This window comes from Microbacterium maritypicum (assembly GCF_041529975.1).
Taxonomy (GTDB): Bacteria; Actinomycetota; Actinomycetes; order Actinomycetales; family Microbacteriaceae; genus Microbacterium.
Genome location: NZ_CP168030.1, coordinates 670840 through 694865, shown reverse-complemented (window position 1 = coordinate 694865; position 24026 = coordinate 670840). Strand labels below are relative to the sequence as shown.

Annotated in this window: 25 protein-coding genes and 3 tRNA genes; 9 read left to right on the top strand and 19 right to left on the bottom strand. The window is 68.5% G+C overall.

Going from position 1 to position 24026, the window contains the following annotated elements:
• The first annotated feature begins 69 nt into the window (after positions 1 to 69).
• Entirely contained in the window at positions 70 to 1938 is a 1869-nt protein-coding gene (locus ACCO44_RS03310) for a DUF2207 domain-containing protein (RefSeq protein ID WP_372468354.1), read from the top strand.
• 13 nt (positions 1939 to 1951) lie between these two features.
• On the opposite strand, the gene ACCO44_RS03305 is transcribed toward ACCO44_RS03310, so the two are convergent.
• The 15 genes from ACCO44_RS03305 to ACCO44_RS03235 form a co-directional block, all read right to left on the bottom strand.
• A complete protein-coding gene (locus tag ACCO44_RS03305; protein ID WP_029263726.1) occupies positions 1952 to 2644 on the bottom strand; it encodes a DUF2520 domain-containing protein in 693 nt (230 codons plus the stop codon).
• Between the two features lie 2 nt (positions 2645 to 2646).
• Complete coding sequence (locus ACCO44_RS03300; protein WP_262002176.1) at positions 2647 to 4704, bottom strand: PH domain-containing protein; 2058 nt, start codon at positions 4702 to 4704, stop codon at positions 2647 to 2649.
• Positions 4701 to 5282 (bottom strand): PH domain-containing protein, encoded by a 582-nt coding sequence (locus tag ACCO44_RS03295; protein ID WP_029262837.1) that lies wholly within the window; start codon positions 5280 to 5282, stop codon positions 4701 to 4703. The genes ACCO44_RS03300 and ACCO44_RS03295 overlap by 4 nt, the downstream gene beginning before the upstream one ends.
• The gene (locus ACCO44_RS03290) at positions 5233 to 5715 is read right to left on the bottom strand and encodes a DUF3180 domain-containing protein (protein ID WP_029262838.1); all 483 of its coding nucleotides are present in this window, start codon (positions 5713 to 5715) and stop codon (positions 5233 to 5235) included. The genes ACCO44_RS03295 and ACCO44_RS03290 overlap by 50 nt, the downstream gene beginning before the upstream one ends.
• On the bottom strand, positions 5712 to 6251 hold the full coding sequence (gene folK, locus ACCO44_RS03285) for a 2-amino-4-hydroxy-6-hydroxymethyldihydropteridine diphosphokinase (protein WP_105711036.1): 540 nt from the start codon (positions 6249 to 6251) through the stop codon (positions 5712 to 5714). Before folK ends, ACCO44_RS03290 begins: the two co-directional genes overlap by 4 nt.
• A complete protein-coding gene (folB, locus tag ACCO44_RS03280) occupies positions 6248 to 6643 on the bottom strand; it encodes a dihydroneopterin aldolase (RefSeq protein ID WP_372468351.1) in 396 nt (131 codons plus the stop codon). The genes folK and folB overlap by 4 nt, the downstream gene beginning before the upstream one ends.
• 44 nt (positions 6644 to 6687) lie before the next feature.
• Positions 6688 to 7497 carry a dihydropteroate synthase gene (gene folP / locus ACCO44_RS03275; RefSeq protein WP_372468350.1) on the bottom strand — a complete coding sequence of 270 codons (810 nt, stop codon included), beginning with the start codon at positions 7495 to 7497 and terminating at the stop codon, positions 6688 to 6690.
• Entirely contained in the window at positions 7497 to 8102 is a 606-nt protein-coding gene (gene folE / locus ACCO44_RS03270) for a GTP cyclohydrolase I (RefSeq protein WP_105711034.1), read from the bottom strand. Before folE ends, folP begins: the two co-directional genes overlap by 1 nt.
• A gap of 1 nt (position 8103) precedes the next feature.
• On the bottom strand, positions 8104 to 10104 hold the full coding sequence (ftsH, locus tag ACCO44_RS03265) for an ATP-dependent zinc metalloprotease FtsH (protein ID WP_372468348.1): 2001 nt from the start codon (positions 10102 to 10104) through the stop codon (positions 8104 to 8106).
• A gap of 71 nt (positions 10105 to 10175) precedes the next feature.
• A complete protein-coding gene (hpt, locus tag ACCO44_RS03260) occupies positions 10176 to 10727 on the bottom strand; it encodes a hypoxanthine phosphoribosyltransferase (RefSeq protein ID WP_029262844.1) in 552 nt (183 codons plus the stop codon).
• A 55-nt stretch (positions 10728 to 10782) separates the two neighbouring features.
• Entirely contained in the window at positions 10783 to 11235 is a 453-nt protein-coding gene (locus tag ACCO44_RS03255) for a hypothetical protein (protein ID WP_372468346.1), read from the bottom strand.
• Positions 11236 to 11386: 151 nt separating this feature from the next.
• Positions 11387 to 11890: a hypothetical protein gene (locus ACCO44_RS03250; RefSeq protein WP_372468344.1), complete on the bottom strand. Its 504-nt coding sequence runs from the start codon at positions 11888 to 11890 to the stop codon at positions 11387 to 11389.
• A gap of 26 nt (positions 11891 to 11916) precedes the next feature.
• Positions 11917 to 12360 (bottom strand): hypothetical protein, encoded by a 444-nt coding sequence (locus tag ACCO44_RS03245; RefSeq protein ID WP_136025628.1) that lies wholly within the window; start codon positions 12358 to 12360, stop codon positions 11917 to 11919.
• Between the two features lie 62 nt (positions 12361 to 12422).
• Positions 12423 to 14318, bottom strand: a complete 1896-nt coding sequence (locus ACCO44_RS03240) for an alpha/beta hydrolase (protein ID WP_372468342.1) — start codon at positions 14316 to 14318, stop codon at positions 12423 to 12425.
• Positions 14315 to 14584: a hypothetical protein gene (locus tag ACCO44_RS03235; protein ID WP_372468340.1), complete on the bottom strand. Its 270-nt coding sequence runs from the start codon at positions 14582 to 14584 to the stop codon at positions 14315 to 14317. Before ACCO44_RS03235 ends, ACCO44_RS03240 begins: the two co-directional genes overlap by 4 nt.
• A gap of 139 nt (positions 14585 to 14723) precedes the next feature.
• Here ACCO44_RS03235 and ACCO44_RS03230 point away from each other — a divergent pair, with 139 nt between their 5' ends.
• Entirely contained in the window at positions 14724 to 15326 is a 603-nt protein-coding gene (locus tag ACCO44_RS03230; protein WP_372468338.1) for a DUF937 domain-containing protein, read from the top strand.
• Between the two features lie 51 nt (positions 15327 to 15377).
• Here ACCO44_RS03230 and tilS read toward each other — a convergent pair whose 3' ends face one another.
• Positions 15378 to 16370: a tRNA lysidine(34) synthetase TilS gene (tilS, locus tag ACCO44_RS03225; RefSeq protein ID WP_372468336.1), complete on the bottom strand. Its 993-nt coding sequence runs from the start codon at positions 16368 to 16370 to the stop codon at positions 15378 to 15380.
• 65 nt (positions 16371 to 16435) lie between these two features.
• On the opposite strand from tilS, the gene ACCO44_RS03220 reads away from it, so the two are divergent.
• Both ACCO44_RS03220 and ppa read left to right on the top strand, forming a co-directional pair.
• Positions 16436 to 17083: a TMEM175 family protein gene (locus ACCO44_RS03220; protein ID WP_372468334.1), complete on the top strand. Its 648-nt coding sequence runs from the start codon at positions 16436 to 16438 to the stop codon at positions 17081 to 17083.
• Between the two features lie 40 nt (positions 17084 to 17123).
• Positions 17124 to 17615 (top strand): inorganic diphosphatase, encoded by a 492-nt coding sequence (ppa, locus tag ACCO44_RS03215; RefSeq protein WP_372468332.1) that lies wholly within the window; start codon positions 17124 to 17126, stop codon positions 17613 to 17615.
• Positions 17616 to 17695: 80 nt separating this feature from the next.
• On the opposite strand, the gene ACCO44_RS03210 is transcribed toward ppa, so the two are convergent.
• Positions 17696 to 19072: a peptidoglycan DD-metalloendopeptidase family protein gene (locus ACCO44_RS03210; protein WP_372468330.1), complete on the bottom strand. Its 1377-nt coding sequence runs from the start codon at positions 19070 to 19072 to the stop codon at positions 17696 to 17698.
• A gap of 210 nt (positions 19073 to 19282) precedes the next feature.
• On the opposite strand from ACCO44_RS03210, the gene ACCO44_RS03205 reads away from it, so the two are divergent.
• The 4 genes from ACCO44_RS03205 (at position 19283) to ACCO44_RS03190 (ending at position 20022) form a co-directional block, all read left to right on the top strand.
• Positions 19283 to 19355 (top strand) — tRNA-Glu (locus ACCO44_RS03205).
• 29 nt (positions 19356 to 19384) lie between these two features.
• A tRNA-Asp gene (locus ACCO44_RS03200) sits at positions 19385 to 19458 on the top strand.
• A gap of 69 nt (positions 19459 to 19527) precedes the next feature.
• Positions 19528 to 19600: transfer RNA gene (locus tag ACCO44_RS03195), tRNA-Phe, on the top strand.
• A gap of 89 nt (positions 19601 to 19689) precedes the next feature.
• Complete coding sequence (locus tag ACCO44_RS03190) at positions 19690 to 20022, top strand: hypothetical protein (RefSeq protein ID WP_231481841.1); 333 nt, start codon at positions 19690 to 19692, stop codon at positions 20020 to 20022.
• Between the two features lie 18 nt (positions 20023 to 20040).
• Here ACCO44_RS03190 and ACCO44_RS03185 read toward each other — a convergent pair whose 3' ends face one another.
• Positions 20041 to 20886, bottom strand: a complete 846-nt coding sequence (locus ACCO44_RS03185; protein WP_372468328.1) for a transposase — start codon at positions 20884 to 20886, stop codon at positions 20041 to 20043.
• 51 nt (positions 20887 to 20937) lie between these two features.
• A complete protein-coding gene (locus tag ACCO44_RS03180) occupies positions 20938 to 22263 on the bottom strand; it encodes an FG-GAP-like repeat-containing protein (RefSeq protein ID WP_372468326.1) in 1326 nt (441 codons plus the stop codon).
• A 330-nt stretch (positions 22264 to 22593) separates the two neighbouring features.
• Between ACCO44_RS03180 and ACCO44_RS03175 the strand changes: the two genes are divergently transcribed.
• Complete coding sequence (locus ACCO44_RS03175; RefSeq protein WP_262002162.1) at positions 22594 to 23985, top strand: cell division initiation protein; 1392 nt, start codon at positions 22594 to 22596, stop codon at positions 23983 to 23985.
• Positions 23986 to 24026: the final 41 nt, after the last annotated feature.

Sequence of the window (24026 nt, the reverse complement as noted above, 5' to 3'; positions counted from 1 at the left end):
CTTGGAAGTCCCTCCCAGTTTACCGAGGCGGCGTGCCGGCTCAGGGCGCATGCTGGGTAGCCTCGAAGAATGGCCCTTCCACGGATCCTCCGCGCGTTCGCCGTCCTCTCGCTCGCGGTCGCTGCGATCGCCGCTCCCGCCGCAGCCACTGCCGCCGACGGACCTGGACTCGCACCGCAGGTACGCGCCGCGGAGCCAGGCGACGTGGGCGACTTCTCGTATGCATCGTGGGATGCCGTGTACGAGGTGGGGCTCGACGAGGAGGGCCGCGCGCGGATGCACGTGACCGAGACCTTGGTCGCCCGCTTCCCGGAGACGGACCAGAATCTCGGCATCGTCCGCGGGCTCGCGACCTCGTACGAGGGGGCGAGCACCGAGACGCGGGTGCTTTCCGTGACCGATGACGACGGTCAGGAGGTGCCGTACGAGACCGACGAGGAGGACGGGCTGCTGTACGTGCTCACCGGCGACGACGACACCTACGTGCACGGCCTCACCACATACGTGATCGAGTACGAGATGCGCGACACGGTTCTTGCGACGAAGCCGGCCGCAGGGTCTTCGACGCCGGCAGTGGACGAGTTCTACTGGAACCTCCTGCCGCTCGACAGCACGCAGCCCATCGAGCGGTTCCGCACCGACATCGTGCTCGATCCCGAGCTGGCGGCCGCGCTCACGGGATCCACGCGCTGCTACACGGGGCCACCGGGATCGACCGACGAGTGCGATCTGCAGGGGCCGACCACCGACGGTGACGCAGCGACGTTCCATGTCGAGTCCGGAGAGCGGCCTGCCGGCGACGGGGTCACCGTGGCCATCGGGTTCGAGCCGGGCACGGTCGCGCAGCCGCTCGCACGCACACCCGACCCGGTGGGCGACGTCGCCCCCTTCGTCGCGGCCGCGGGTGCTGCGGGTTTGTCGGTCGGCAGCTGGTTCGCCGTCTGGGCGTTCGCTCGCCGGCGTCGCGTGGCCACCGGTATCGTCGTGGCCCAGTACGACGTGCCGGATTCCCTGCCCCCGCTCATCGCGGCGAAGGCCATCACCGGCGCGAAGGACGTGATCCCCGCAGAGATCGTGCACCTCGCCGTACGGGGAACTCTGCGCATCGAAGAAGGCGTGGAGGCGGAAGAGCCGCGCCTGCGCCGCCTCCCGGGGGTGGCGGCACCGGACGAGCTGGATGCGGAGGCACTGGACGCACTGTTCCTCGACGCCGACTCGGCCGGAGTGGTGGAGCTGCCCGCCGCCGATGAAGCATTCGCCGCCCGCATGACCGCGCTGCAGGAGAGTGGAACGACCGCAGCGGCATCCCGCGGCTTCACCGAGAGGGCGCGCAGCCGTGGCGCTGTGCTCCTGCAGTGGTGCGCGATCGGCGTGGCGCTGATCGGATTGGGCCTGGGGATCTGGGCAGCCACCAGCGGCCGCCTCTCCGCGATCCCCGCGCTCGTCGTGATGTCGTTCGTGGCCTTCCTCGTATTCCTGTCGAGCGTGTACGCGTTCTCGAAGCACACTGTCCTCACGGCCGAAGGAGCGCGCGCCTCCGAGTATCTGCAGGGGGTGAAAGAGTTCATCCGCGTCGCGGATGCCGACCGCCTCCGTATGCTGCAGTCCTACAGCGGTGCTGAGCGCCGACAGGACGGCACGGCGGACGTCATCCACGTGTACGAACGGCTCCTCCCCTACGCGATCCTCTTCGGCATGGAGGACGAGTGGGGCGACGTGCTCGAACGTGCCTACGCGCACGAGCAGCGAGGAGCGTCCTGGATCGGCGACCCGACCTCGTTCGCCCTTCGCATTCAGCTGGCGTCGTTCATGGCGTCCTCGCAATCTGCGGCGACTTACTCCGCACCATCAGCCGGCGGCTCGTCGAGTGCCGGCGGGTCGTTCGGCGGCGGGTTCTCCGGTGGTGGCGGAGGCGGAGGGTTCTCGGGCGGACGATGAGCCGCCGGCACCGTCAGATCAGTGGCGGGGCGTCGGATGCTTCGCGCAGCGCACGCTCGACCGTCGACTGCACCAGCGCCGACAGGTAGCCGCCCGGGTTCTCCACGCCGAGCTCGCGCAACCGGGCCGTCGACTGGCCGATGATCGATCGCGAGAACTCGGTGGCCGTCGCGATCGCATCCGCGTAGGCCGGTCGGTCTGCCTCCGCGATCACGACCGGCTCGCATCCGATCTCCACCGCGAGCGCCTGGGCGATCGGCAGCACCGCGGCGGGAGCCGTCACCGCGGCGAACCCCGCCTGCAGTTGACGCAGGTCGATCGAGGTCCCCGTGAACGTGATGGCGGGGTGCACGGCGAGCGGGATCGCGCCGCGCTCGGCGGCCGGCCGCAGCACGTCGATGCCGTACGCGGGATCGGTGTGCAGCACGAGCTGCCCGATCTGCCAGCCCCCGACCTCGGCGATGCCGGCGACCAGCGACGGCAGCTGCTCGGAGGGAACCGCGATGACCACGAGCTCGGCTCGACGCACGACCTCCAGCGCGTCGAGCACGGGCACATCCGGCAGCACGGCCGAAGCGCGCTCGTCATCGGACCCGCTCGTGATCCCGATCACCGCGTGCCCCGCTCCGCCGAGCGCCGCACCGATCACCGGACCGACACGTCCCGCGCCGATGATGCCGACGCCGAGACGCCCGTCCCGCGCCACCGTCACTCCTCCGGCTGATCCGACGGTGCGGGCGGCGGCGTCCTCCGCCGCCGCAACTGCGGCTCAGCCGGCGGCTCAGCCGGCGCTGCAGCAGGGTCGGGCTGTGCTGCCGCAGGAACCACAGGCGAAGGCGGAGCTGCGGGAGGTGCCGCAGGGGCGGGAGGTGCCGCAGGGGCGGGCGGTGCCGCCGGTGCCGCAGCAGGCGGCGTGAATGCCGGCGGCGCGTACGATGCCGGCGGGGCGTACGATGCCGGCGGGGCGAACGGCGCCGGTCGCGCCCCCGGCGCCGGGGGCGCGAGGTTCGGCACGAATGGCGGCGGCGGCGGAGTCACGGACGGCGGACCTGCGTACGCGGGCGGCCCCACGGGCTGCGTCTCGGATGCGGCGGCCGCATGCTCGCTCCAGCGGTGGGTCGTGTCGCGCGATGCGGCCTCGGCGGCCGCCCGGCTGACGTCGTCGAGCAGCGCCAGGGCATCGGCGCGCTCGAGGCCGGAGAGGTAGCCGGTGATGGGTCCCGGAACCGAATGCACCTGCGCGCCCGAGACCCGCTGCGACCGGTCGATCGGCCCCTGACTGAGCGAGACGCCCTGCAGGCGCGCGAGCGGGAACACGGCGAGCTTGCGCCAGACGATGCCCCGACGCAGCAGCAGGCCGAACTCCTCGACGAGGTAGCCGTGGCGCTTCCAGGAGAAGGGACGCCGCCACCATGCGCGCCGCGGCATCGTGCGGTACGTGTCGCCTTCGACCGGGCCGACGACGCCCTGCTCCCAGAGTGAGTGGATGCTCTCGGCGGGAACGTCCGGCAGCACCAGCGCGAGCACGCGCTCGACGTCGGCGCGCTTGCCGACCGGCAGCACCACGTTGAACTGCTGTCCACTGCCGGAGGACTGCTGAGCGGCGCTCTTGCCGCTCATCCGGTTGATCTTGATCGTCCACCAGCCGAACGGGCGCCACAGCAGCGACTGCGTCACCTCGACGGCGAAGATGCGCCCCGGCGGGAGCGTCTCGGTCACGGTCGTGAGGAGCCCGTACGTGATGCGCACGCCGTCGGGGGTGGGGGCGATCGAGTAGCGCAACGACTTCGAGATCTGCGCCCAGGTGATACCGACCACGGCGATCACCAGCGGCACTCCCATGCCGAAGCCCAGCCCGAGCAGCACGACGCCGCCGTCGGTGTCGCCGTCGATAAGCAGGCCGATCAGCGCGCTGCCGAACGCGATCGCGAAGATCGCGCCGAAGAACACGACCCACAGCAGACCCGAGATCAACTGCGATCCGACGAGGCGCCCGGTCGGGATCTTGACGACGCTCTCGGGGACGACGTCGGCGAGGTCGACGCCCGCGAGGAGGTCGTTGACTCCGGCGTTCACCGATCCGACCAGCTGCGCACGCGCGGATCCCGGCGCGGTCGCAGCCGGGGCCGAGACGGAACCCGGGTTCAGCGCGGCGTTGCGGGCCGCTCTGGCGCCCGATGCCAGGCGCAGGATGTCCGACCTCACGGACTCGGCGCGCGACGTCGCGAGGTACTCGAGTTCGACGTTCGCATCGTTTCCGGCGCCCACGACCTCCAGCTTCGCGAGTCCGATGATGCGCGCCGGGAACGGACGGGTCAGGTTGACGCCCTGCACGCGATCGAGCGGAGCACGGCGGTGCGAGCGGAAGATGAACCCCTTGCGCACCTCGACGTGGTCGCCGGTGATCCGGAACTGATGGAAGCGCCAGACGAACCAGAAGATCAGCACGAGAACGATGACGAGTCCCAGCACACTGAGCAGCGCGACGAGGATCAGGTTGTTGGAGAGCACCCAGTCGACGGGATCGCCGCCGGAGTAGTCACCGACGTGCGCCTCTTCCGGCGCGAAGAGCGCGACGGCCCAGGTGATGAGACGATCGCGCATGTTCGTGATCACGATGCCGGCGACGATGATCAGCACCAGCCCGCCCTTGAAGAGCGGCGTGAGCGGATGCATGCGGTGCCACTCGCCGTTGGCGAGGGTGGTCGACGAGTCGACGCCGGTCGCCCGCGTACTCGGGGCGGGCGGGAGCTGCGGCTCGCTCACAGGCCGGTCCGGCGGGTCTCGGCGACGTGGATGAGGGTGTCGCGCAGCGCCTCCGCCGCCTCCTGGGTGAGGCCGGGGATCTGCACGCCGGTCGTCGCGGCGGCCGTCACCATCTTGAGCTGCGCGATGCCGAAGCCGCGGTCGAGCGGGCCCTGGGTGATGTCCACCAGCTGCATACGGCCGTAAGGCACGGCGATCATGCGCTGCCAGAGGATGCCCTTGCGGAACACGATGTCGTCAGCGCGCAGCATGTAGCCGATCGCCTTCGCCTGCCGCGGGAGGATGATGAGCGCGATCACCGTGATGAGGAGGACGACTCCGGCGGGGATCCACACCCACTGCTGGTCCAGCACGAGGCTGAGCACGAGCGCCGCGGCGGCGACGATCACGAGGAAGATCACGTTCTGCACGATCTGCGACACCACGTAGCGCGGCGAGATCTGGTGCCACGCACCGTCGAGTTCCAGCCGGGCCTCGTTCCGAGCCGTCCGCAGCTCGGAGTACGTGCCCTGGTCGAGGGCGTCGAGGTCAGTGCCCTCCGCCGGGTTCAGGGGCGCGGTCTCTGGGTTCTGAGTCATCAGGATCCTTCGGCAGGGTGCAGAACTGTTCGGCGACGAGCGCGGCGATCGTGAGGACGATCGCGCTACCGATGAGGGCCAGCATGGCCACAGTCGACCCTACCTGTGGATCGACCGGCCGCGAGAGGAGGAACACCAGCAGCCCCGCTCCGAAGCCCGCCATGATGGCGCCGAGCAGGCTCGAGGCACGGGCGAGCGTCGCCGCTCTCAGCGCGCGGAACGGATCGATGCGCACGCCCGAGCGCACGCTGCGGCGCACCGGCCAGGCGACGCCCAGGGAGGCAGCGGCGATGAGCAGAAGCAGCACCGGGAGCAGCAGCGACGGCGTGAACGTGACCCGGCCGGACGCCGTGAGCAGATGATCGAGCAGGAAACCGCCACCGGCCGCGAGCAGTGCGAGCAGAAGCAGGAGCCCCGCAGAGGTGCGCCTCATCGTTCGCCCCGGCCGCGCAGATCGGCCGCGAGGTCGGCCACGCGCCCTCGTCCGAGAAGCTCCGCATCCGGGTCGACGTCGAGCCAGGGGTCGAGCACGAAGAGGCGTTCCGCGGCGCGCGGGTGCGGCAGCTGCAGACGCGGTTCGTCCGAGACGACGTCCCCGTACGCGATGAGGTCGAGGTCGAGCGTGCGGTCGCCCCACCGCTCGCGGCGCTCCCGACCGTTCTCGTCCTCGATGGCATGCAGCATCCCGAGGAGGATCTCCGGGGCGAGACGCGTCGTGACCAGTGCGACCGCGTTCACGTACCCCGGCGCCTCGGGATCCGGTCCGTCGAGGCGGAGTGCGACGGTCTCGAACAGGTCGGAGAGTCGCACATCGCTCACGAGCGGCAGGCGGGCGATCCGTTGCGCCGCGGCGCGGATCGTCTCGTGCCGATCGCCGAGGTTCGCGCCGAGGGCGACGACGGCCACGGTCTCCGGGCGTGCCGGGCGGGGGCCGGGCAGCTCGGGCGCTTTCGCGAGGTCCCGGCTCATATCGTGATGTCCTCGAGCGCCTGCGGCGGGCGGCTGCGGTTCACAGTGACCGCCACATCGGCGAAGTTCAGCGGGATCGGGGCGTGCGGCTTGTGCACGGTCACCGTCACGTTCTGCACCCGCTCGTCCTCGAGCGCCGCCGACGCGATGCGTTCCGCGAGCGTCTCGATCAGCTTCACCGGCTCGCCCGCGACGATCGCCGCCACCTTCTCGGCGAGCTCGCCGTAGTGCACGGTGTCGGTCACGTCGTCGGAGGCCGCGGCCTGATCCAGCGACAAGCGCAGGCGGAGGTCGATCGTGAAGTCCTGGCCCTCTTCCCGCTCGTGCGTGTAGACGCCGTGGCGGCCGAAGACGGTCAGACCGGTGAGGACGATCTCATCGAGGAAATCCATGACTCTAGCGTACGGGGGACCCACCCCCTCGGCTGGGTGGGGGTTCAGCCTGCCCAGGCGTGCGCGATCGCGAGCGCATCGCGGGTGCCGGCCACGTCGTGCACGCGCACCGCCCACGCCCCGGCGCGGGCCGCCAGGGCGCTGGTGACGGCCGTCGCGAGATCGCGGCGTGACTCGGAGACCTCGTCGTCCGCGCCGGCTTGCTGACGCAGCGCCTCCGCCAGGAAGCGCTTGCGCGAGGTGCCGATGAGCACGCGAGGACCCAGAGCGACGATCTCGTCGAGTCCGCGCAGCACGTCCCAGTTCTGCGCGCCGGCTTTCGCGAACCCGATACCCGGATCGAGGATCAGTCGCGACGGTGCGATCCCGGATGCGGCGGCTTCGCCCATGCGCTCCTGCAGCTCTCCCGCCACCTCGCGCGCGACGCGACGGTACTCGGCGTTCGCATACATGTCGGAGGAGAATCCGCGCCAGTGGCCGATCGCGTAGTCTGCCCCGGATTCCGCGACGGCTGCCCGCATGTCGGGGTCTGCAAGCCCTCCGGAGACGTCGTTCACGATGCGCGCGCCTGCCCGCACGGCTGCGGCGGCGGTGGCCGCGTTGAGCGTGTCGATGCTGACCGCCACGCCTGCCGCGGCGAGCTGCTCGATCACCGGGATCACCCGCTGCTGTTCGATATCGGCACCGATGCGGTCGGCGCCGGGCCGGGTCGACTCGCCGCCGACATCGAGCACCGCGGCGCCTTCGGCCCGCAGGCGCAGACCGTGGGCGACCGCCCGATCGACGTCGAGGTAACGACCGCCGTCGCTGAAGGAGTCGGGGGTCACATTGACGATGCCCCAGATGCTCGTCATCAGCGCGTTGCTCCGGATCCCGCCGACGCGCCGATCAGCGTGATGAGCTCGGTCCTGGCGACGGCATCCGTGTACTCCCCGCGCGCCGCGATCGTGAGGGTGGACGCCTCACTCTGGCGTCCGCCGCGCATCGTGACGCAGCCGTGCGAGGCGTCGAGCACGACGAGCACTCCCCGGGTGTCGAGGTGCTCCGCGATCGTGTCGGCGATCTGCTCGCCGAGGCGCTCCTGCACCTGCGGACGGGCGGCGAGGATCTCGACCACGCGAACGAGCGCCCCGAGACCGACGACCTGCTCGCCCGGGAGATACGCGATGTGAGCGTGCCCAGCAAAGGGCAGCAGGTGGTGCTCGCACACCGAACGGAAGCGGATGTCCCGCAGCAGCACGGCCCCGGAAGGCAGGGTGTCGGGAGCGGGTCCGCGCGAGACGCTGATGGTGCGTGCGAGCGGTTCGGCGGGATCCTCCCCGACCCCCGCGAAGAACTCGGAGTACAGCTCGGCCATGCGCGACGGCGTCTGCTTCAGCCCCGGTCGATCAGGATCTTCGCCGATGGCCTCGAGCAGCTCGCGGGTGAGTCGCTCGACACGGTGCCTGTCGACGGTCACGTCACGCCGTCGCGGGTCGCGGGTTCCCGGCTCCCGCCGAGCCCTGCTGCGCGCGGGGTGCGGTGGCGGGTGCCTCGACGGATGCCGCGAGCGAGACGTCCTTCTTGGGCACCTCGATCGGGGGCCGCTCCGACACCGGACGGTCTTCACTCGACAGCCACAGCGGACGCTCCGGAAGCTTCTTCACCTCGGTGAAGATCTCGGCGATCTGGTTGTGGTCGAGGGTCTCCTCCTCGAGGAGCGCCAGGGCGAGCTTGTCGAGGATGTCGCGGTTCGCGCTGATGACCTCGTACGCCTCGTTGTGCGCCTGCTCGATGAGCGCGCGCACTTCGGCATCCACCCGCTCGGCGACGCGCTCGGAGTATTCGCGGCCACGGCCCATGTCACGACCGGCGAAGGGTTCGCCGCCCTCGCTGCCGAGCTTGACCGGTCCGACCTGTGTGGTCATGCCGTACTCGAGCACCATCTTGCGGGCGATCGACGTCGCCTTCTCGATGTCGTTCGATGCACCGGTGGTGGGGTCGTGGAAGATGATCTCCTCGGCGACGCGACCGCCCATGGCGTAGGTCAGTTGGTCCTGGAGCTCGTTGCGGGTGACCGAGTACTTGTCGTCCAGTGGCAGCACCATCGTGTATCCGAGGGCCTTGCCGCGGGGCAGGATCGTGATCTTGGTGACCGGGTCGGTGTAGTTCATCGCCGCCGCCGCGAGGGCGTGTCCACCCTCGTGGTACGCGGTGATCAGCTTCTCCTTGTCGCGCATCACACGGGTGCGGCGCTGCGGTCCGGCGATCACGCGGTCGATGGCCTCGTCGAGGGCGCGGTTGTCGACCAACTGCGCGTTCGAGCGGGCGGTGAGCAGCGCGGCCTCGTTGAGGACGTTGGCCAGGTCGGCACCGGTGAACCCTGGGGTCTTGCGGGCGACGACTTCGAGGTCGACGTTCTTCGAGAGCGGCTTGCCCTTGCTGTGCACCTCGAGGATCCGCTGGCGGCCCTTGAGGTCGGGGGCGTCGACGCCGATCTGGCGGTCGAAGCGGCCGGGGCGCAGCAGTGCCGGGTCGAGGATGTCGGGGCGGTTGGTCGCGGCGATCACGATGACGTTCGCGTTCGGGTCGAAGCCGTCCATCTCGACCAGCATCTGGTTGAGGGTCTGCTCGCGCTCGTCGTTTCCGCCGCCCATGCCGGCACCGCGGTGGCGGCCGACGGCGTCGATCTCGTCGATGAAGATGATGGCGGGGGCGTTCTCCTTGGCCTGGCCGAAGAGGTCGCGCACGCGGGAGGCACCGACACCGACGAACATCTCGACGAAGTCCGATCCGGAGATCGAGTAGAACGGGGCGCCTGCCTCGCCGGCGACGGCGCGGGCGAGGAGCGTCTTGCCGGTTCCGGGAGGGCCGTACAGGAGCACGCCCTTCGGGATGCGGGCGCCGATGGCCTGGAACTTCGCGGGATCCTGCAGGAACTCCTTGATCTCGTGGAGCTCTTCGATGGCCTCGTCGGCACCGGCGACGTCGGCGAAGGTGACGGTCGGCGTCTCCTTGTTGACGAGCTTGGCCTTGGACTTGCCGAACTGCATGACCTTGCCGCCGCCGCCCTGCATCGACGACAGCAGCCACCAGAACAGGAGGCCCAGCAGCACGAGCGGGAGGAGGAGCGAGAGGAAGCCGTCGAACCAGGTCGCACGCGGCACGGCGTCGTTGAAGCCGTCCTTCGGAGCGGCTTTGTTGATCGCGGTGACGACCTCGTCGGCGCGGGCGTCGACGTAGTAGAACTGCACGTTCTCGGAGCCCTCGAACGCCTTGGAGAGGGTCATGTCGACGCGCTGGTCGCCGTCGGTGTTGACGACCTCGGTGACCGTGGTGCCGGAGAGGAGCTTGAGCCCCTCCTGCGTCGTGATCTGCTTGGGCGCACCCAGATTCGAGATCAGCAGGAAGCCGCCGAACAGCAGCAGGCCGATCAGCGCGACGTAGATCAGCGGATTCCGGGTGAGCTTCTTCACATCCATGATCGGATCAGCGTATCGCGCGCGCCCTAGGGGGTCGCTGTACGTTCACCCACGGCGTAGCGTGCCGCGCGTCAGGAGTACACGTGCGGGGCGAGCACCGCGACGTCGCGCAGGTTGCGGTAGCGCTCGTCGTAGTCGAGGCCGTATCCGACGACGAAGTCGGTGGGGATGTCGAAGCCGACGTACTTGCAGTCGATGTGGACCTTCGCGGCCTCGGGCTTGCGCAGCAGGGCGAGCACCTCGATCGACTCGGCACCGCGGGATCCGAAGTTCTCGAGCAGCCAGCTGAGGGTCAGCCCCGAGTCGATGATGTCTTCGACGATCAGGACGTGCTTGCCGTTGAGGTCGGTGTCGAGGTCTTTGCGGATCTGCACGACACCGCTCGACTTGGTGCTGGCGCCGTAGCTCGACACCGCCATCCAGTCCATCGGGGCGTGGAACGGCAGAGCCCGGGCGAAGTCGGCCATGACCATGACGGCACCCTTGAGGACGCCGACGAGCACGAGGTCCTTGCCCTCGTAGTCCTGGGCGACCTGCGTCGCCAGCTCATCGAGCTTGGCGAGGATCTCCTCCTCTGTGACGAGGATCTGAGCAAGGTCGTCCTGGATCTCCGCGGCGCGCATGGATCGATTTTAGGTGACGGAACCGGGTGCTCCGGTTCAGGGTTCTCCGTTGCGATCAAGAATGGATCTCGTCGTGATCGCCGCGGGTGGTCTTCGGGCTGAGCACGCCGATCTCGATGGTCTCGTACTTACCCTCCTCGGAGCGGACCCAGGTCACCTCGACATACCAGTCGTTCTTGCCGTAGGCGTCTGCGGTACGCCGCCCTTCCGAGGTCTCACGAGCGTCCGTGTGCTCCCACCCGTCTGCGAGTAGTTGCGCCGCGATCGCCTTCGCCGCCTCTTCAGACGCCCCGTCGCGCTGAACCGGCTCGACGTAGGTGTCGACCTGCCACCAGACCGAGTCCTCGACAGACGGTTCGGCGGAGACCGGGTTCTGGAGCATCCGCCCTCGGGACTCCACATCAGGCGGCGTCGACGGCGCGAGGTCCGCCGGGATCATCCCCACGATCTCCTCCGCCAGCGTCTCTGCCTTCACCTGATACTCATCGAGTTGACTGTCGGCCGTCATCGCACACCCTCCCACGATGCATGCCGCAGCAAGCACCGCCAACGCACCCCAGAGACGCCTCATGCGTCAGGACGACAGCTCGTCGCTGTTGTCGACGCGCACCTTCTCCGGGATCGCCACGAGGACGCGCTGGCTCCCTGCTCTGCCTCGGTCAAGACGAGATGCCCTCATGGTCTCCACGCACAGTCGTGGGGCTGACAACCGAGATGTCGAACCGTTCGACCTTGCCTGGTTCAGACTTCACCCACGCGATCTCCACGTACCAATCGTCCCGTCGGAAGCCGTCCGTGATCGTGCGGCCTTCGCCTGTCTCGCGGACGCGCTCCACCGTCCAACCATCCGACTTCATGGCCTCCGTGACGGCGGCAATCGCCTCAGCCGCTGCACCCTCCCACTCCACAAGGCTGACGTAGGCCCGAGCCTGCCACCAGGCGGGATCGCCCGGACGTTTCTCGGCGGTGACACCGTTCTGCGGCGCCTGCCCCCGCGACTCCAGCTCAGTATCGAGCGCCGGCTCCAGGTCAACGGGGATGAGCTCGACGACACTCATCGCGAGCGTCTCACTCTCCGCCTTGTACTCGTCGAGTCGACTCTCCGGTGTCGGTGGCACCGCGCATCCTCCCAGAATCAGCACGCAGACGAGCGCGATCATCATTCCCGTCAGTCTTCGCACCATTCGGCTCAGGAATGGATCTCGTCGTGATCGCCACGGATCGTGTCAGGGCTCACCACGAGGACCCTCAAGCTCTCGATCGTTTTCGGAGTAGAGCGTACCCATGCGACACGCACATACCATCCGTCCCGTCGGTACTCATCCGTCTTGTAGACCGGATCCGGGGAGCCCGACTCTTCAGCCTTCTTCCATCCGTCGTCAACGAGCGCGGTTTCGATTGCTGTGGCCGCGGTCTCGGACGCCGCAGGCTCGTCGAGCATGACCACCGAGGTCTTCACTTCCCACCAGGCGGGCGTTTGAGGGGTGTCTCCCATGCTCTGCGCCAGCCGCCCGGCGGAGGCACTATCCGGGGCTTCATCCGCAATCACTGCTGCGGGAATGGACTCCACGACCTGCTGCGAGATCGCCTCGCCTTCAGCTCGAAACTCATCCAACCGACTGTCAGCCGACACGGCACACCCTCCGATCAAGCCCACCGACGCGAGCAGTGCAACGATTCCCCACCATCTCCGCATCAGTCGATCCTCACATAGTGCGGCTCATAGTCCGAAGCATCGATCCCATCGATCGCAATGCTGGAGTATCCACCCGTGACGTACTCATTCGGAGCCCAACTGATCGCCTCGCCGCCGGTGATGACCTCGACGATGTTGTGAAACGCGGTCGACCGCGGATTGAGCACGGAGCTGTGACTCTCAATCCCATTCGGGAAGCCGTAGTCCTCGAGGTCGGCGCTATCGGGATCTGCATGGTCGATCCATCCAGTCTCCAGACGCGTAACGTCGTCGGCCAACAACGGGGACTGGCCGTGGATCGCATACCAATCGTCGTGATCACCCTGAATCATCCCCACCACGGCGTCGTTCCTAGCCATCATCGAGTAGTGCGGAACGCCGGATGTGTACGGGAAATCTTCGACGCCGGCCACCCCAGCCCCCATGCCGGCCGCAGAGACGTAGAGAATACGGTCGGCCTTCAAACCGGCCTGCTCCGCCAACCCCACGGTCGCGCCGCCGTAACTGTGTCCCATAACGGTGAGAGTGGAATCGGCCGGGCGTTCGATGCCCGCGACGAAATCGACCAGCTTCGGAGCGAGATCATGGGAGTACGAAGCATCCGTGGGGCCGGGGACTTCCAGCTGCGGAAAGCTACCGCCAGCCCATTGGAACACTGCGCTCCCCGGGCCGTTCGCATCGATAGCCGCGGAATAGAGACTTGCTCCGGTTCCGTGACCGAATTCACTGATTGTGGTCGTCGTTCCCGGCACGGAGACCGCCACGTTCTGCACCCAGACCGGGATGTCGCCGGTGACGGGGTCGATTGCTCCGTGATAGGTCGCAATGGCATTCGCATCAGCATTGAAGACGACGACCTGAGCTCCACTGTGCTTGTGTTCGCGGCCGGACTCGTCGTACCAGACTGGCTGCTCATCGAGCAGATCCTTCCACGCACCGATCGGCTCCCGCAGCTCGGCGATCTCGTCGCTCAGGCTCTTCCGTCGCTGGGCGCTCCAGTGGTTCCGCGCCGTCATCCCGTCGAGCTTCTCCTGCAGCCGGGCGATCTCGGCTTCCCTGCGTGCGATCTCGTCGCGGATATTGGTGTGGTTCGCGGTGACCCGGTCACGGATCGGGATGCCGTTGAGGTTCCCGAGGATCATCGGGGATGCGGCGAGCAGCGCATCCCGCGTCGCCTGATCCATCGAGTTCCACGTCTCACGGATGATGTCCGGATCCCCGAGGCCGGCCAGGGACTCGGCCGTGATCGCGTTGACGTTGCCGGCCCACGCGAGGCTGGCTGCCGCGAACCCTGCACCGCCGACCTTCCCGCCCTGCGAGACGGCGGAGATGAGCGGCACGGCGGCGATCGCGTTCACGGCACGCTGGTCGATCGCAGTGCGCTCCTCCGCCAGCGCGTTGTACGACGCCCGCGCCGTGTAATAGTCGTCGATCGCGTCCTGCCAGCGACGCAGGTAGCTCGGGTCGTCGACGTACATCCACGACGGCAGCACCGCGTCCCACGGCAGCGCCCAGCCCGTGACGAACTCGCTCGCCGCGCTCAAGGCCTCGGCCCGACGCACGAAGATGTGGTCATAGGCGTTCTGCGCGGCCCGCAGCCGACGGGCAGCCTCGCTCTTCAGCCCCTCCAGATCGGCCGCATACGCCGACACCGCGGTCGAGATGCCGTCGAGCCCCTCAGCCGCCTCGCCCATGCGCTGCGACAGGAGCACGATCCGCGCCCCGAGGGCATCCGCGGCAGATGCCGTCATCGACGTGATGCTCGCCAGAGCCGCATCCGCATCGCCCTTGCGCTCCCGCGATGCCCCCGCCCGCGTGGAGAACGTGGTCGCGTACCCGCTCACGGCGCCCGCATCTCCGCGAGCCGGATCGTCGATCAGGCCTGGCAGACTCATTGCGCCGCCTGCTGCGCGAGCGCCTCGTCGTTGGCGGTGAAGGTCGATGCCACGGATGCCGCATCGGTCGCAGAGTTGGTCGCCGTCTGCGCGAGGGCCGACAGGATCTGCGTCACCAGCGACTCGGCCTCGCCCAGCGCGCCTTCGACCGAAGACGACCCGGTGCCTCCGAACGACAGGCACGACGTGATGATCGGCGCGGCCCCCGCAGTGAGCCGTGCCTGCGCTGCATCGAGCGCTTCTTTCTGAACATCGATATCGGTCACCGATGCCCCTTTCCCCCCGGACGCGTCTACCCTACGTCACGCCTCCGACGCTGCCGATGGGCAGATCTCCCCATGCCCACCGCATCCGCACTACTGTGAGCGGTGATGTGGGCGGACGCCCCGGACGGAAGGATTCACCATGGCTCTTGACGACATCCTCAAGCAGGTTCCGATCGACGACATCGCCGAGAAACTGGGTGTCTCGCGAGACGAGGCGAAGGTTGCTGTCGAGCAGGGCGGCGCCGTGCTGTTGGGCGGGCTCGCGAAGAACGCAGAGACCGACGAGGGCTCCGCGGCCATCCAGAACGCGCTGAAGAAGCACGAGGGCACGGCCGGCGCTTCGAAGGTCGACGACATCGATCAGGCCGACGGCGACAAGATCGTCGCGCACATCCTCGGCTCCAAGAAGACGGAGGTCACGAAGGAGCTCACCGAGTCGAAGGCGACTCCCGGCATCGACTTCGGCAAGCTCCTCCCGATCCTCGCCCCCATCGTGATGGGCCTCATCGCGAACGCGACGAAGGACAAGACGGCGAAGGCGGATGCCGGAGCCGAGAGCTCGGGCGGCATCGGCGACGTCATCGGCGGGATCCTCGGCGGTGGCAACAGCGGCGGCTCGGCGGGCGGAGGCGGAATCGGCGACGTGATCGGGGGACTGCTCGGCGGTGGCCAGAGCGGCGGCTCCGGCGGAGGCATCGACCTCGGCGGCATCCTCGGCGGACTCTTCGGCGGCAAGAAGTAGTCACACCCCGCACTTCCGGTCGCGAGGCGAAGGCGCTTCGGCGGAGGGTCCTCAGCGACCGGATGCGGTGAAGACGATGCGGCCGCCCTGGCGCACAGCCGCGCACCCGGGCAGGTCGATCGGCCCCTGACCGCGCCAATCGGTGACGAGCCGCGCGACCTCGATGGTCTGCGTCCTCGTGAGGCTCACCCCGAACTCGCTGTCGACGACCAGGCGGATGATGCGGTTGCGCAGTGCTGCGGGGTTGGCGGCGAGCGCCGCGACGCTCACCGAGATCCCCGCCTCCGCATGCTCGACGATGTCCTCGATCGTCTCGTGGATCATCTCGTCGAAGGCCTCGGCGTCCTCCCGCAGCTGCTCCGCGGTGCGGACGAGGGCCTCGGCGATGCCCGGGCCGAGCTCGGCCTCGAGCACCGGCAACACGCGCTCCCGCGCCCGCACCCGCGCGTAGCGGTCATCGACATTGTGAGGGTCGTCCCAGACCTCGAGATCGGATGCGGCGCAGAACGCCCGTGTCGTCTCCCGCCGCACGCCGAGCAGCGGACGGACCCAGCGGAGCCCGTCGTCGTCTTCCCGCGAGGGAGCCATACCCTGCAGGCTGGTGGCGCCCGAGCCCCGCGCGAGCCCCAGGAGCACGGTCTCGGCCTGATCGTCGAGAGTGTGGCCGAGCAGCACGGCAGCGGCGCGGACATCCGCCGCCGCGTCACGGAGCACACGGTACCGCGCGTCGCGCGCTGCGGCCTCAGGTCCGCCTTCGCCATCCACCTGCACGCGCACGATCAGCGGGTCGAGTCCGAGCGCCGCTGCCGCCTGTGCCGCCGTCGACGCGACCTCGGCGGAGTCATCCTGCAGGCCGTGGTCGACGGTCAGTGATGCCGCACGGAGACCCAGCTTCGACGCTTCGAAGGCCGTCGCCGCGGCGAGCGCGAGAGAATCGGCGCCCCCGGAGAGCGCGACGATCACGGTCGAACCTTCGGGAAGGTCGACGAGCGCGGTGCGCACGGCCAGGCGGATCTCGGCGATGGCGGGAGAGAGTGATGGCACGGTTCCACGGTAGGGCACGGTCGCACCCCATGCGGGCGGCACGACCACGGGTCTATCCTGACGCCGTGAACGATCACCCGCGCACTCAGCCTTTCCGGACCGAACGCTTCAAGGCGTTCGTCGATGCCGTGGTCGCGATCGCCATGACGCTGCTCATCCTTCCCCTCATGGAGTCGGTGTCCGAGGCCGCATCCGACCATAAGAGCACAGCCGAGTTCTTCGACGAGCACTCGGGTCAGCTGCTGAGCTTCGGGCTGAGTTTCCTCCTGATCGCGACGTTCTGGATGGGACACCACCGCCAGTACCGTGACGTGGAGTTCGTCACCGGTCCCCTGCTGTGGATCAACGTCGCGTGGATGGCGACGATCGTGTGGCTCCCGGTTCCGACCGCGATGATCGGGCAGATGGACACCGACCCGCTCCAGGCCGTGGTCTACATCGGCACGCTGATCATGACGCAGGTGACCACCCTCGCCGGATGGCTCTACCTGGCGCGCCATCGCGAGCTCGGCGCCGTGTCGACCGAGACCATCCGCCTGGGGGCGATCGGCGACGTCGCCGCGATCATCCTGTTCGCCGCTGCACTCGCGATCGCCGTCGCGGCTTCGCCGAACGGATACACGGGGCTGTTCCTGCTGCTCCTGAGCGACCCGATGAGCCGTCTGCTGAATCGTCTCCTCCGAAAGCGCCGGAGCGAGCCGCAGGTAGGCTAGTCCGCGGCATCCAACCGAACTTTTCCTGAGGAGCACACGCATGGGCGCACACGACGCCGTCATCGAGATCCCGCGCGGCAGCCGCGTGAAGTACGAGGTCGACCACGAGACCGGACGAGTGCACCTCGACCGCGTGCTCTACACGACCTTCGGCTACCCCGCCGACTACGGCTACTTCGACAACACGCTCGGCGAGGACGGCGACCCGCTCGACGTGCTCGTGCTCCTCGACCACCCCATCTACCCGGGCGTCGTCGTCGAGGTGCGTCCCGTCGCCGTGCTGAAGATGAGCGATGAGGCCGGCGGGGACGACAAGCTCGTCGCCGTGCTGTCGAAGGACCCGCGCTGGGCACACATCCAGGACATCGACGACATCGCCGACTACACGAAGAAGGAGATCTCGCACTTCTTCGAGCACTACAAGGACCTCGAGCCCAACAAGTGGGTCAAGGTCGACGAGTGGGGGAACGCCGCCGAGGCGCAGCGCATCCTCGACGAGGCGATCGTCCGTTTCGGCGAGCAGGGTCACTGACTCGCTGAGTCGCCAGACACGAAAGACCCCCGGGCCGCAGAAGCGGCCCGGGGGTCTTTTCGGTTTCGGTGGGCCTGCGATCAGGCGGAGACGCCGTGCCGGGCCAGGAACTGCACCGGGTTGATGGCGTTGCCGCGGTCGTAGACCTCGAAGTGCAGGTGGCATCCGAACGAGCGACCCGTGTTGCCGGCGTAGGCGATGACCTGCCCGGAGCGGACCCACTGGCCGGACCTGACGATGATGCCGCCGTTGCGGATGTGTGCGTAGCCGGTGCCGATCCCGCCGCCGTGCTGGATACGGATGTAGTTGCCGTAGCCGCCGTTGTAGCCCGCGTAGTCGACGGTGCCGGACTGCGCGGCGTAGATCGCGGCGCCACAGCCGTTCGCGAAGTCGGTGCCGTAGTGGAAGCTCGAGGAGCAGCCCTGCGGACCGCACTGCTGCGAACGCGGACCGTAGCCCGAGCGCTTGCCCCCACCGTGCGGACGGCACCAGCCGCCGCTGCCCTGGGATCCTCCACCGCCTCCGCCGCCACCGCCTCCGCCGCCGTTACCGGCGGCAGCCGCTGCGGCCTCGCGGGCCTCGCGTTCCTTGCGCTTCTTCTCCTCGAGGGCGACGCCGGCCTTGTAGCCTTCGACGGTCTTCGCCGTCGCGTCCTTCAGCGCTGCGAGCTGCGCCTGCATGGTGGCGAGGTTGGCGGACTGCTCGTCGAGCGCGGCCTGAGCGGCGTCGGCAGCCTGCTGTGCCACGACCATCTTCTCTTCGGCGATCTTCTGCAGCCGATCGCGCTCGTCGCGGGCGACCACGGCCTGGTCGCTCATCGACTGCGCGGAGTTCCGGGCGGCGACGGCATCGTCGTACACCGACTGGTTGTACTCGAAGAGCTTGTCCATCGTGCCGAGCCGCGCGAGCAACTCGTCTGCGTTGTCGGCAGAACCGGTGAAGAGGAGTTCGAGAGAGGTGTCGTCACCGCCGTTGCGGTACAGCTGCGCGGCGACCTGCCCGGCCTTCTTCGCGGACTCGTCGGCCTTCGCCGACTGCTCGTCGGCCTTCGCCTGCAGGGAATCGGCTTCGGTGGCTGCAGCGAAGTACTTCTGCTGCGCGTCGTAGAACTCGTCTGCGGTGGCCTTCGCGACTGCCTGCGTCTCGGCGACCTTCTGGGTCAGCGACTGGATGAGTCCCTCGATGCGGGTGACCTCGGCGGCCTTGGCGGCTTCGCTGTTCTTCGCGCGCTGCACGTCGTCCCAGCTCGGGTACGAGGCGGCATAGGCGGCGGAGACCCCGTTCGAGATGCCGAAGGCGCTGAGCGCCACGACGCTGAGCACGCCGAGACCGAGTGCACCACGGCGGCTGAGGCCGTCTTTGCTGAACGCACGGCGTTCGGTCGGGCTGGGCGCGCAGCCGCAATCATCTGAAGCCGCGGCAACCGCAGCGTCCAGAGTGTTCTGGTCGTCGTTCACACGGCCCCTTCCGCCGGTTTCACAAATGCCACACTAACAACAACCGTCACATCTGCACCAGGCCGAGCATGCGGTCGCCAGCGCACGCCTGACGGGTCCATCGTCCTCCTGAAACACGCCCGGGGGAAGGCGCCGCGCCCTCGATTCGCGATTTGCCCAGAACATCCCTTATGCTTGAGCGTCGGCAAGGAAGTCCCCCGGGACTGACTCGGCCCCATCGTTTAGCGGCCTAGGACGCCGCCCTTTCACGGCGGTAGCACGGGTTCGAATCCCGTTGGGGTCACACCTTCCGATACAATTGAAAACAAGTATGGCCCTGTAGCGCAGTTGGTTAGCGTGCCGCCCTGTCACGGCGGAGGTCGCGGGTTCAAGTCCCGTCAGGGTCGCTCCGTGCGTTGAGCTCTTTCTTCGGAGAGGGCTCTTCGTCTAGGACGCGACAGGTTCGCCGGTCGCGCGGCTCTGTAGCTCAGTTGGTAGAGCGTTCGACTGAAAATCGAGAGGTCACGGGATCGACGCCCGTCGGAGCCACACGAGTGATCATTACAATCACTCCAGAAACCCTCGCCTAGCTTCTACATGGCGGGGGTTTTGCCTTTCCCAGCTAGGCTTCGGTCATCATGGATGACTCCGCCCGACCTGCGCCCGAGCGACAGACCGGGATGAACAGCCGCCGGATCGAGCTCACGATGCGACGCCCGCGGTTCACGCTCTATGCGGGGATCAAGCCGACTCTCGTCATCGGCGAGCGTGGGCAGCCCACGCAGTGGGGTCGAGGTACGTGGCAGGTTCCGTCCGACCAGCCGGTCGCCATCGGCGTCTACCTCTTCAACCGCGTGTGGCGCTTCGGCCGAGCGGAGGCCACCCTCGATCCGGAGGATGGCGCCGCGTGGGAGTACCGGGCGCCGATGCTGCCATTCCTGCCCGGGCGCCTCGGCCACAGCCGCGGCTGACCGGGCCGCCCGATCGCCCTACAGCTCCTCCAGCGCTTTCTGGGCGCGCGTGACGGCGCCCGCCGCAGCCTCCGACTGCTGCCTCGCATCGGACTGTCGGTCCTTCGCCTGCTGCAGGTCCTTATCCACGCGCTCCGCCTCCGCGCGGGTGCGCGCGAGCTGAGCCTCGAGCTCGGCCACGCCCTTGGCGAGCTCCGCCGCCTTGGTCTGCAGATCCTGCAGAGCCGCGTCTTGCTTGGCGAGCGCGCGCTCCGCAGCCTTGCGCTCCTTCTCCGCGCTCGCAAGCAGGCGCTGCGCGTCGCGGCGGAGGCGTCGCGCCTGCAGCTCATCCGGCGGCCGCTGCGGCACCGACTCCAGCTCCGGGATCTCCCCCACCACGGCATCCCGGATGTCGTCGGATGACGCCGAGGCCTCGATCGCCCGCATCAGCCGCCCGGAGGCGACGGCGCCCGCCGCTGCGGGGTCGAAGAAGGCGGCCGAGATGCTGCCCTCCACTGCCTCCCGTGTCGCAGACGTGATCTTCTCACCACGGGATCCCGCCAACTCGGCCGCCATCTCCGCGAGGCGTCTCGTGAGCGCACGGCGCTCCCTGCCGAGCTTCGCCAGCGCCGGCGCATCCAGGTCCTCCTGCGCTTCGCGAAGCTCTGCGGCCAGTTGCAGCGCCTCCCCCAGCTGCCCGGCGCGCTCCTGGGCGAACAGGTTCACCACCCAGGCGGCGACCGACGGCTTTCGCAACGCGCGGATACGTGCCGCGAGCACGCGGTCCTCGACACTCTCCGCGTGGGTCTTTCGCGACGATACGAACGACTCCGGCGGACCGGCGTACAGGGCTGCGGCGATCTCTTCGAACGTCGGGCCGGCCATGCGCCCACGATACGCCGTGCGCCGTCCGGCGGGGCTGCGGGAGGGCCGCCGCTACTCGATGGCCAGGTGGTCCGCCCAATCGGCGCTGATCAGGGTGCGTCCGCCGAACGTGCCGTTTCCGAGGCCCGGATACAGGTAGAGCTGCCCGGACGCGGTGCGAGCGAGCAGGTCGGCATGACCGTCGCCGTTGTAGTCGACCCCTCCGGTCAGTGCGGTGAACTCTCCCCATCCGGATCCGACCACGCGCATCGCGCGGAAGCCTCCGGGCACTCCCGAATAGAACCGGAGAGCGCCGTCGGTATCGATCGCCATGATGTCGCCACTGCCGTCGTTGTCGAAGTCGCCGCCGACGAGGAAGTGGAACCCTTGCCATCCGCCGCCGAGGGTGATGTGCGGTCCACTGAAGGCACCGGCACCGTTTCCCCGGTAGATCGTCAGAAGACCGGTCGCGGAGACGCCGATCACGTCCTGTTTGCCGTCTCCGGTGTAGTCGGCGCCCGACGTCACGTGGAGCAGGTCGTACCAGACCTTGCCGATGCTGACGGCCGGCGCGAATCCCCCTGCGCCGTTGCCGGCGTAGAACTCCAGATCACCATCGGATCTGGTCACGAGGATGTCGGCCTTGCCATCGTTGTTGAAATCCGAGTGGGTGAGGTGTCTGCGGGTCCCACCCCAGCCGCCGAAGAGCGTCTTCGCCGCCGAGAAGCCGCCCGAGCCGGTGCCGGTGCGCAGCCGAAGATCACCGTTCCCGGCGATCGTCAGCAGATCGGCTTTCTTGTCACCGGAGTAGTCGGCCGAAGCGACGCCCGGCGGCTGACCGGAACCGAGTCCGGGAAAGTTCAACGGGAGAATCCCGCCGCGGGTGACGTTCGACAGGCACGTGAACCCGTTGTTGATCGCGGTGTACACCGCACCGTTCAGCCGCACCTCGAAGTGCAGGTGGTACGCGGGAGAGTTCCCGGTGTTGCCGACGACACCGATCTGCTGCCCGCGGGCGACCCGGGTGCCGGGCGCGTACATGCCGGGCGAGGCCATGTGTGCATACCGGGTGACGTAACCGCCGGGATGCTCGACATCGGTGTAGTTGCCGTAGCCGCTGTTGGCGGTCCGGGACTTGATCACTCCGCCGTAGGAGGCCACGATCGGCGTGCCGCCCCCGCCGCCGATGTCGATGCCGTCGTGCGCACGGTAGTTTCCCCGACAGCCGTCGCCGACCTTCGATTGGATGTTGCCCGAGGACGGATACACCATCTGATCGTTGACGGCAGCAGTCGCGGAGGTAGTCGCCGACAGGGACGGTGCCACTGCTCCGATCACAACCGCGAGCACGGTGGCGATCCCGATGCGGGCGAGGCGCACGCGGGACGGTCGCTTCATCTCGAAGTTCTCTCTTGCTCGGCGGCCCCAAGGACGTGATGCCCTCCGCCGTCACCGTACCAGGGCTGCGCTCTCCTTCCGTGAACGCCGCCGAGGAACCGGCGTATCCGTCTTCACCCACGGGGCACCGTGCAGCTGCCCGCTGAAACCGCACACCCAACATTCGGCCTCCGCAACTAGGCTGGGAGGCACGCCCCGCCCTGCCGGACCTCCGCCGGGTCACGGTCGTGGCGTGAGCCCAGACGACCTCCTCCTCCGGTCGCACGATCCCGTCCATCGGGATGGAGCCGCAGCTCCGCCGTGTGGCCACGCCAGAAAGGCATGAACCTCATGAGCGAATCCTCCGGAACCGCCGACCGCGACGGCGAGCGCTCGCCGGACTTCTTCGATCAGCTGATCGAGACCCCGCCCCGTGACCAGCAGGGCGCGTTCACCGTGGGCTTCCGCGGCTACGACAAGGGAGAGGTCGACGCCGCGCTCGCGGCCCTTCGCAACCAGCTCAAGCAGGCCGCCGCCGACGTCGCCGAGGCGCAGGCCCGCGAAGAGGAAGCCGTCGAAGCGGTGCGCGAAGAGGAGCGCAAGGCCCGCGAAGCGCTCGAGAGCGAGCTGACGGCGGCGAACGCAAAGGCATCCGATGCCGAGCAGCAGGTCGCGACTCTCACCTCCGAACTCGTCGACGCTCCGCAGCCCGACGGCGAAGAGGCTCCGTCGCGCCAGCAGTTCGAGGCGATCCTGCGGGTCGCCGAGGAGCAGGCGAACGTGCTCATCCAGAACGCCGCCGTGCAGGCCGACCGTCTGATGACCTCCGCCCGCGAGGAGGTGACCGCGCAGCGTGCCGAGGCCGAGGCCGACGCCGAGCGGATCACCGCCCAGGCGCAGCGCGACGCCGACCAGGTGCGCCTGAAGATGGACACCGAGTACACGGCACACGAGGCCCGCATCGAACGCGAAGCCGCCCATGCCGCAGAAAAGGTCAACCAGGCCGCTCAGGAGGCCACCGCGATCCGTACCGAGGCCGAGAAGGGCGCAGCAGCCCTGCGCTCCCTCGTCACCCGCGAGACCACTCAGCTGCGCGCCGACGCCGAGCGCGACGTCCGCGACATGAACGCCCGCGTGCTGGAGTTCGAGGAGACGCTCACCCGCCGCCAGGACGACGCGCAGCAGGAGTTCCTCGTGCTGCACAACCAGGCCGTGGCGCACGCCGAGCGGATCACCAACGACGCGAACGAGCAGGTCTCGGCATCGCTCGAGCACGCCCAGCGCATCTCCGCTCGGGCCGAGGACTACGAGCGCCTGACCCGCTCGCAGGCACAGGCCATCGAAGCCGAAGCCCAGGTCCGTGCCCGCGAGACCCTCGAACGTGCCCGCGCGAAGGCCCAGAAGATCGTCGACTCGGTCACCGGGCACACCACCGCGGTGTTGCACGACGCCGAGGACCGCACCCGTCAGCTCCGGTGGCAGCAGCAGCAGCTGTCGAGCTTCATGGCCGAGGTCAAGGAGCTCATCCGACCCGACGGCATCTTCTCCGACGACTCCCTGCCCACGGAGATCACCGGCGCGGATGCACCTGCCGCCCCGACCCCCGCGGAGGCTGCCGCAGACGAGACGCCGGAGGACACCTTCCTCGGCGATGAGGTTCTCGAAGACGAACTCGACGACGACCGCCCGCTCGAGAAGATCACGATCGACGTCGTGGAGACAAAGAAGAAGTCTTCAAAGTAGACGCACGAACGACAGAGGCGCGAGCAGGATTCCTGCTCGCG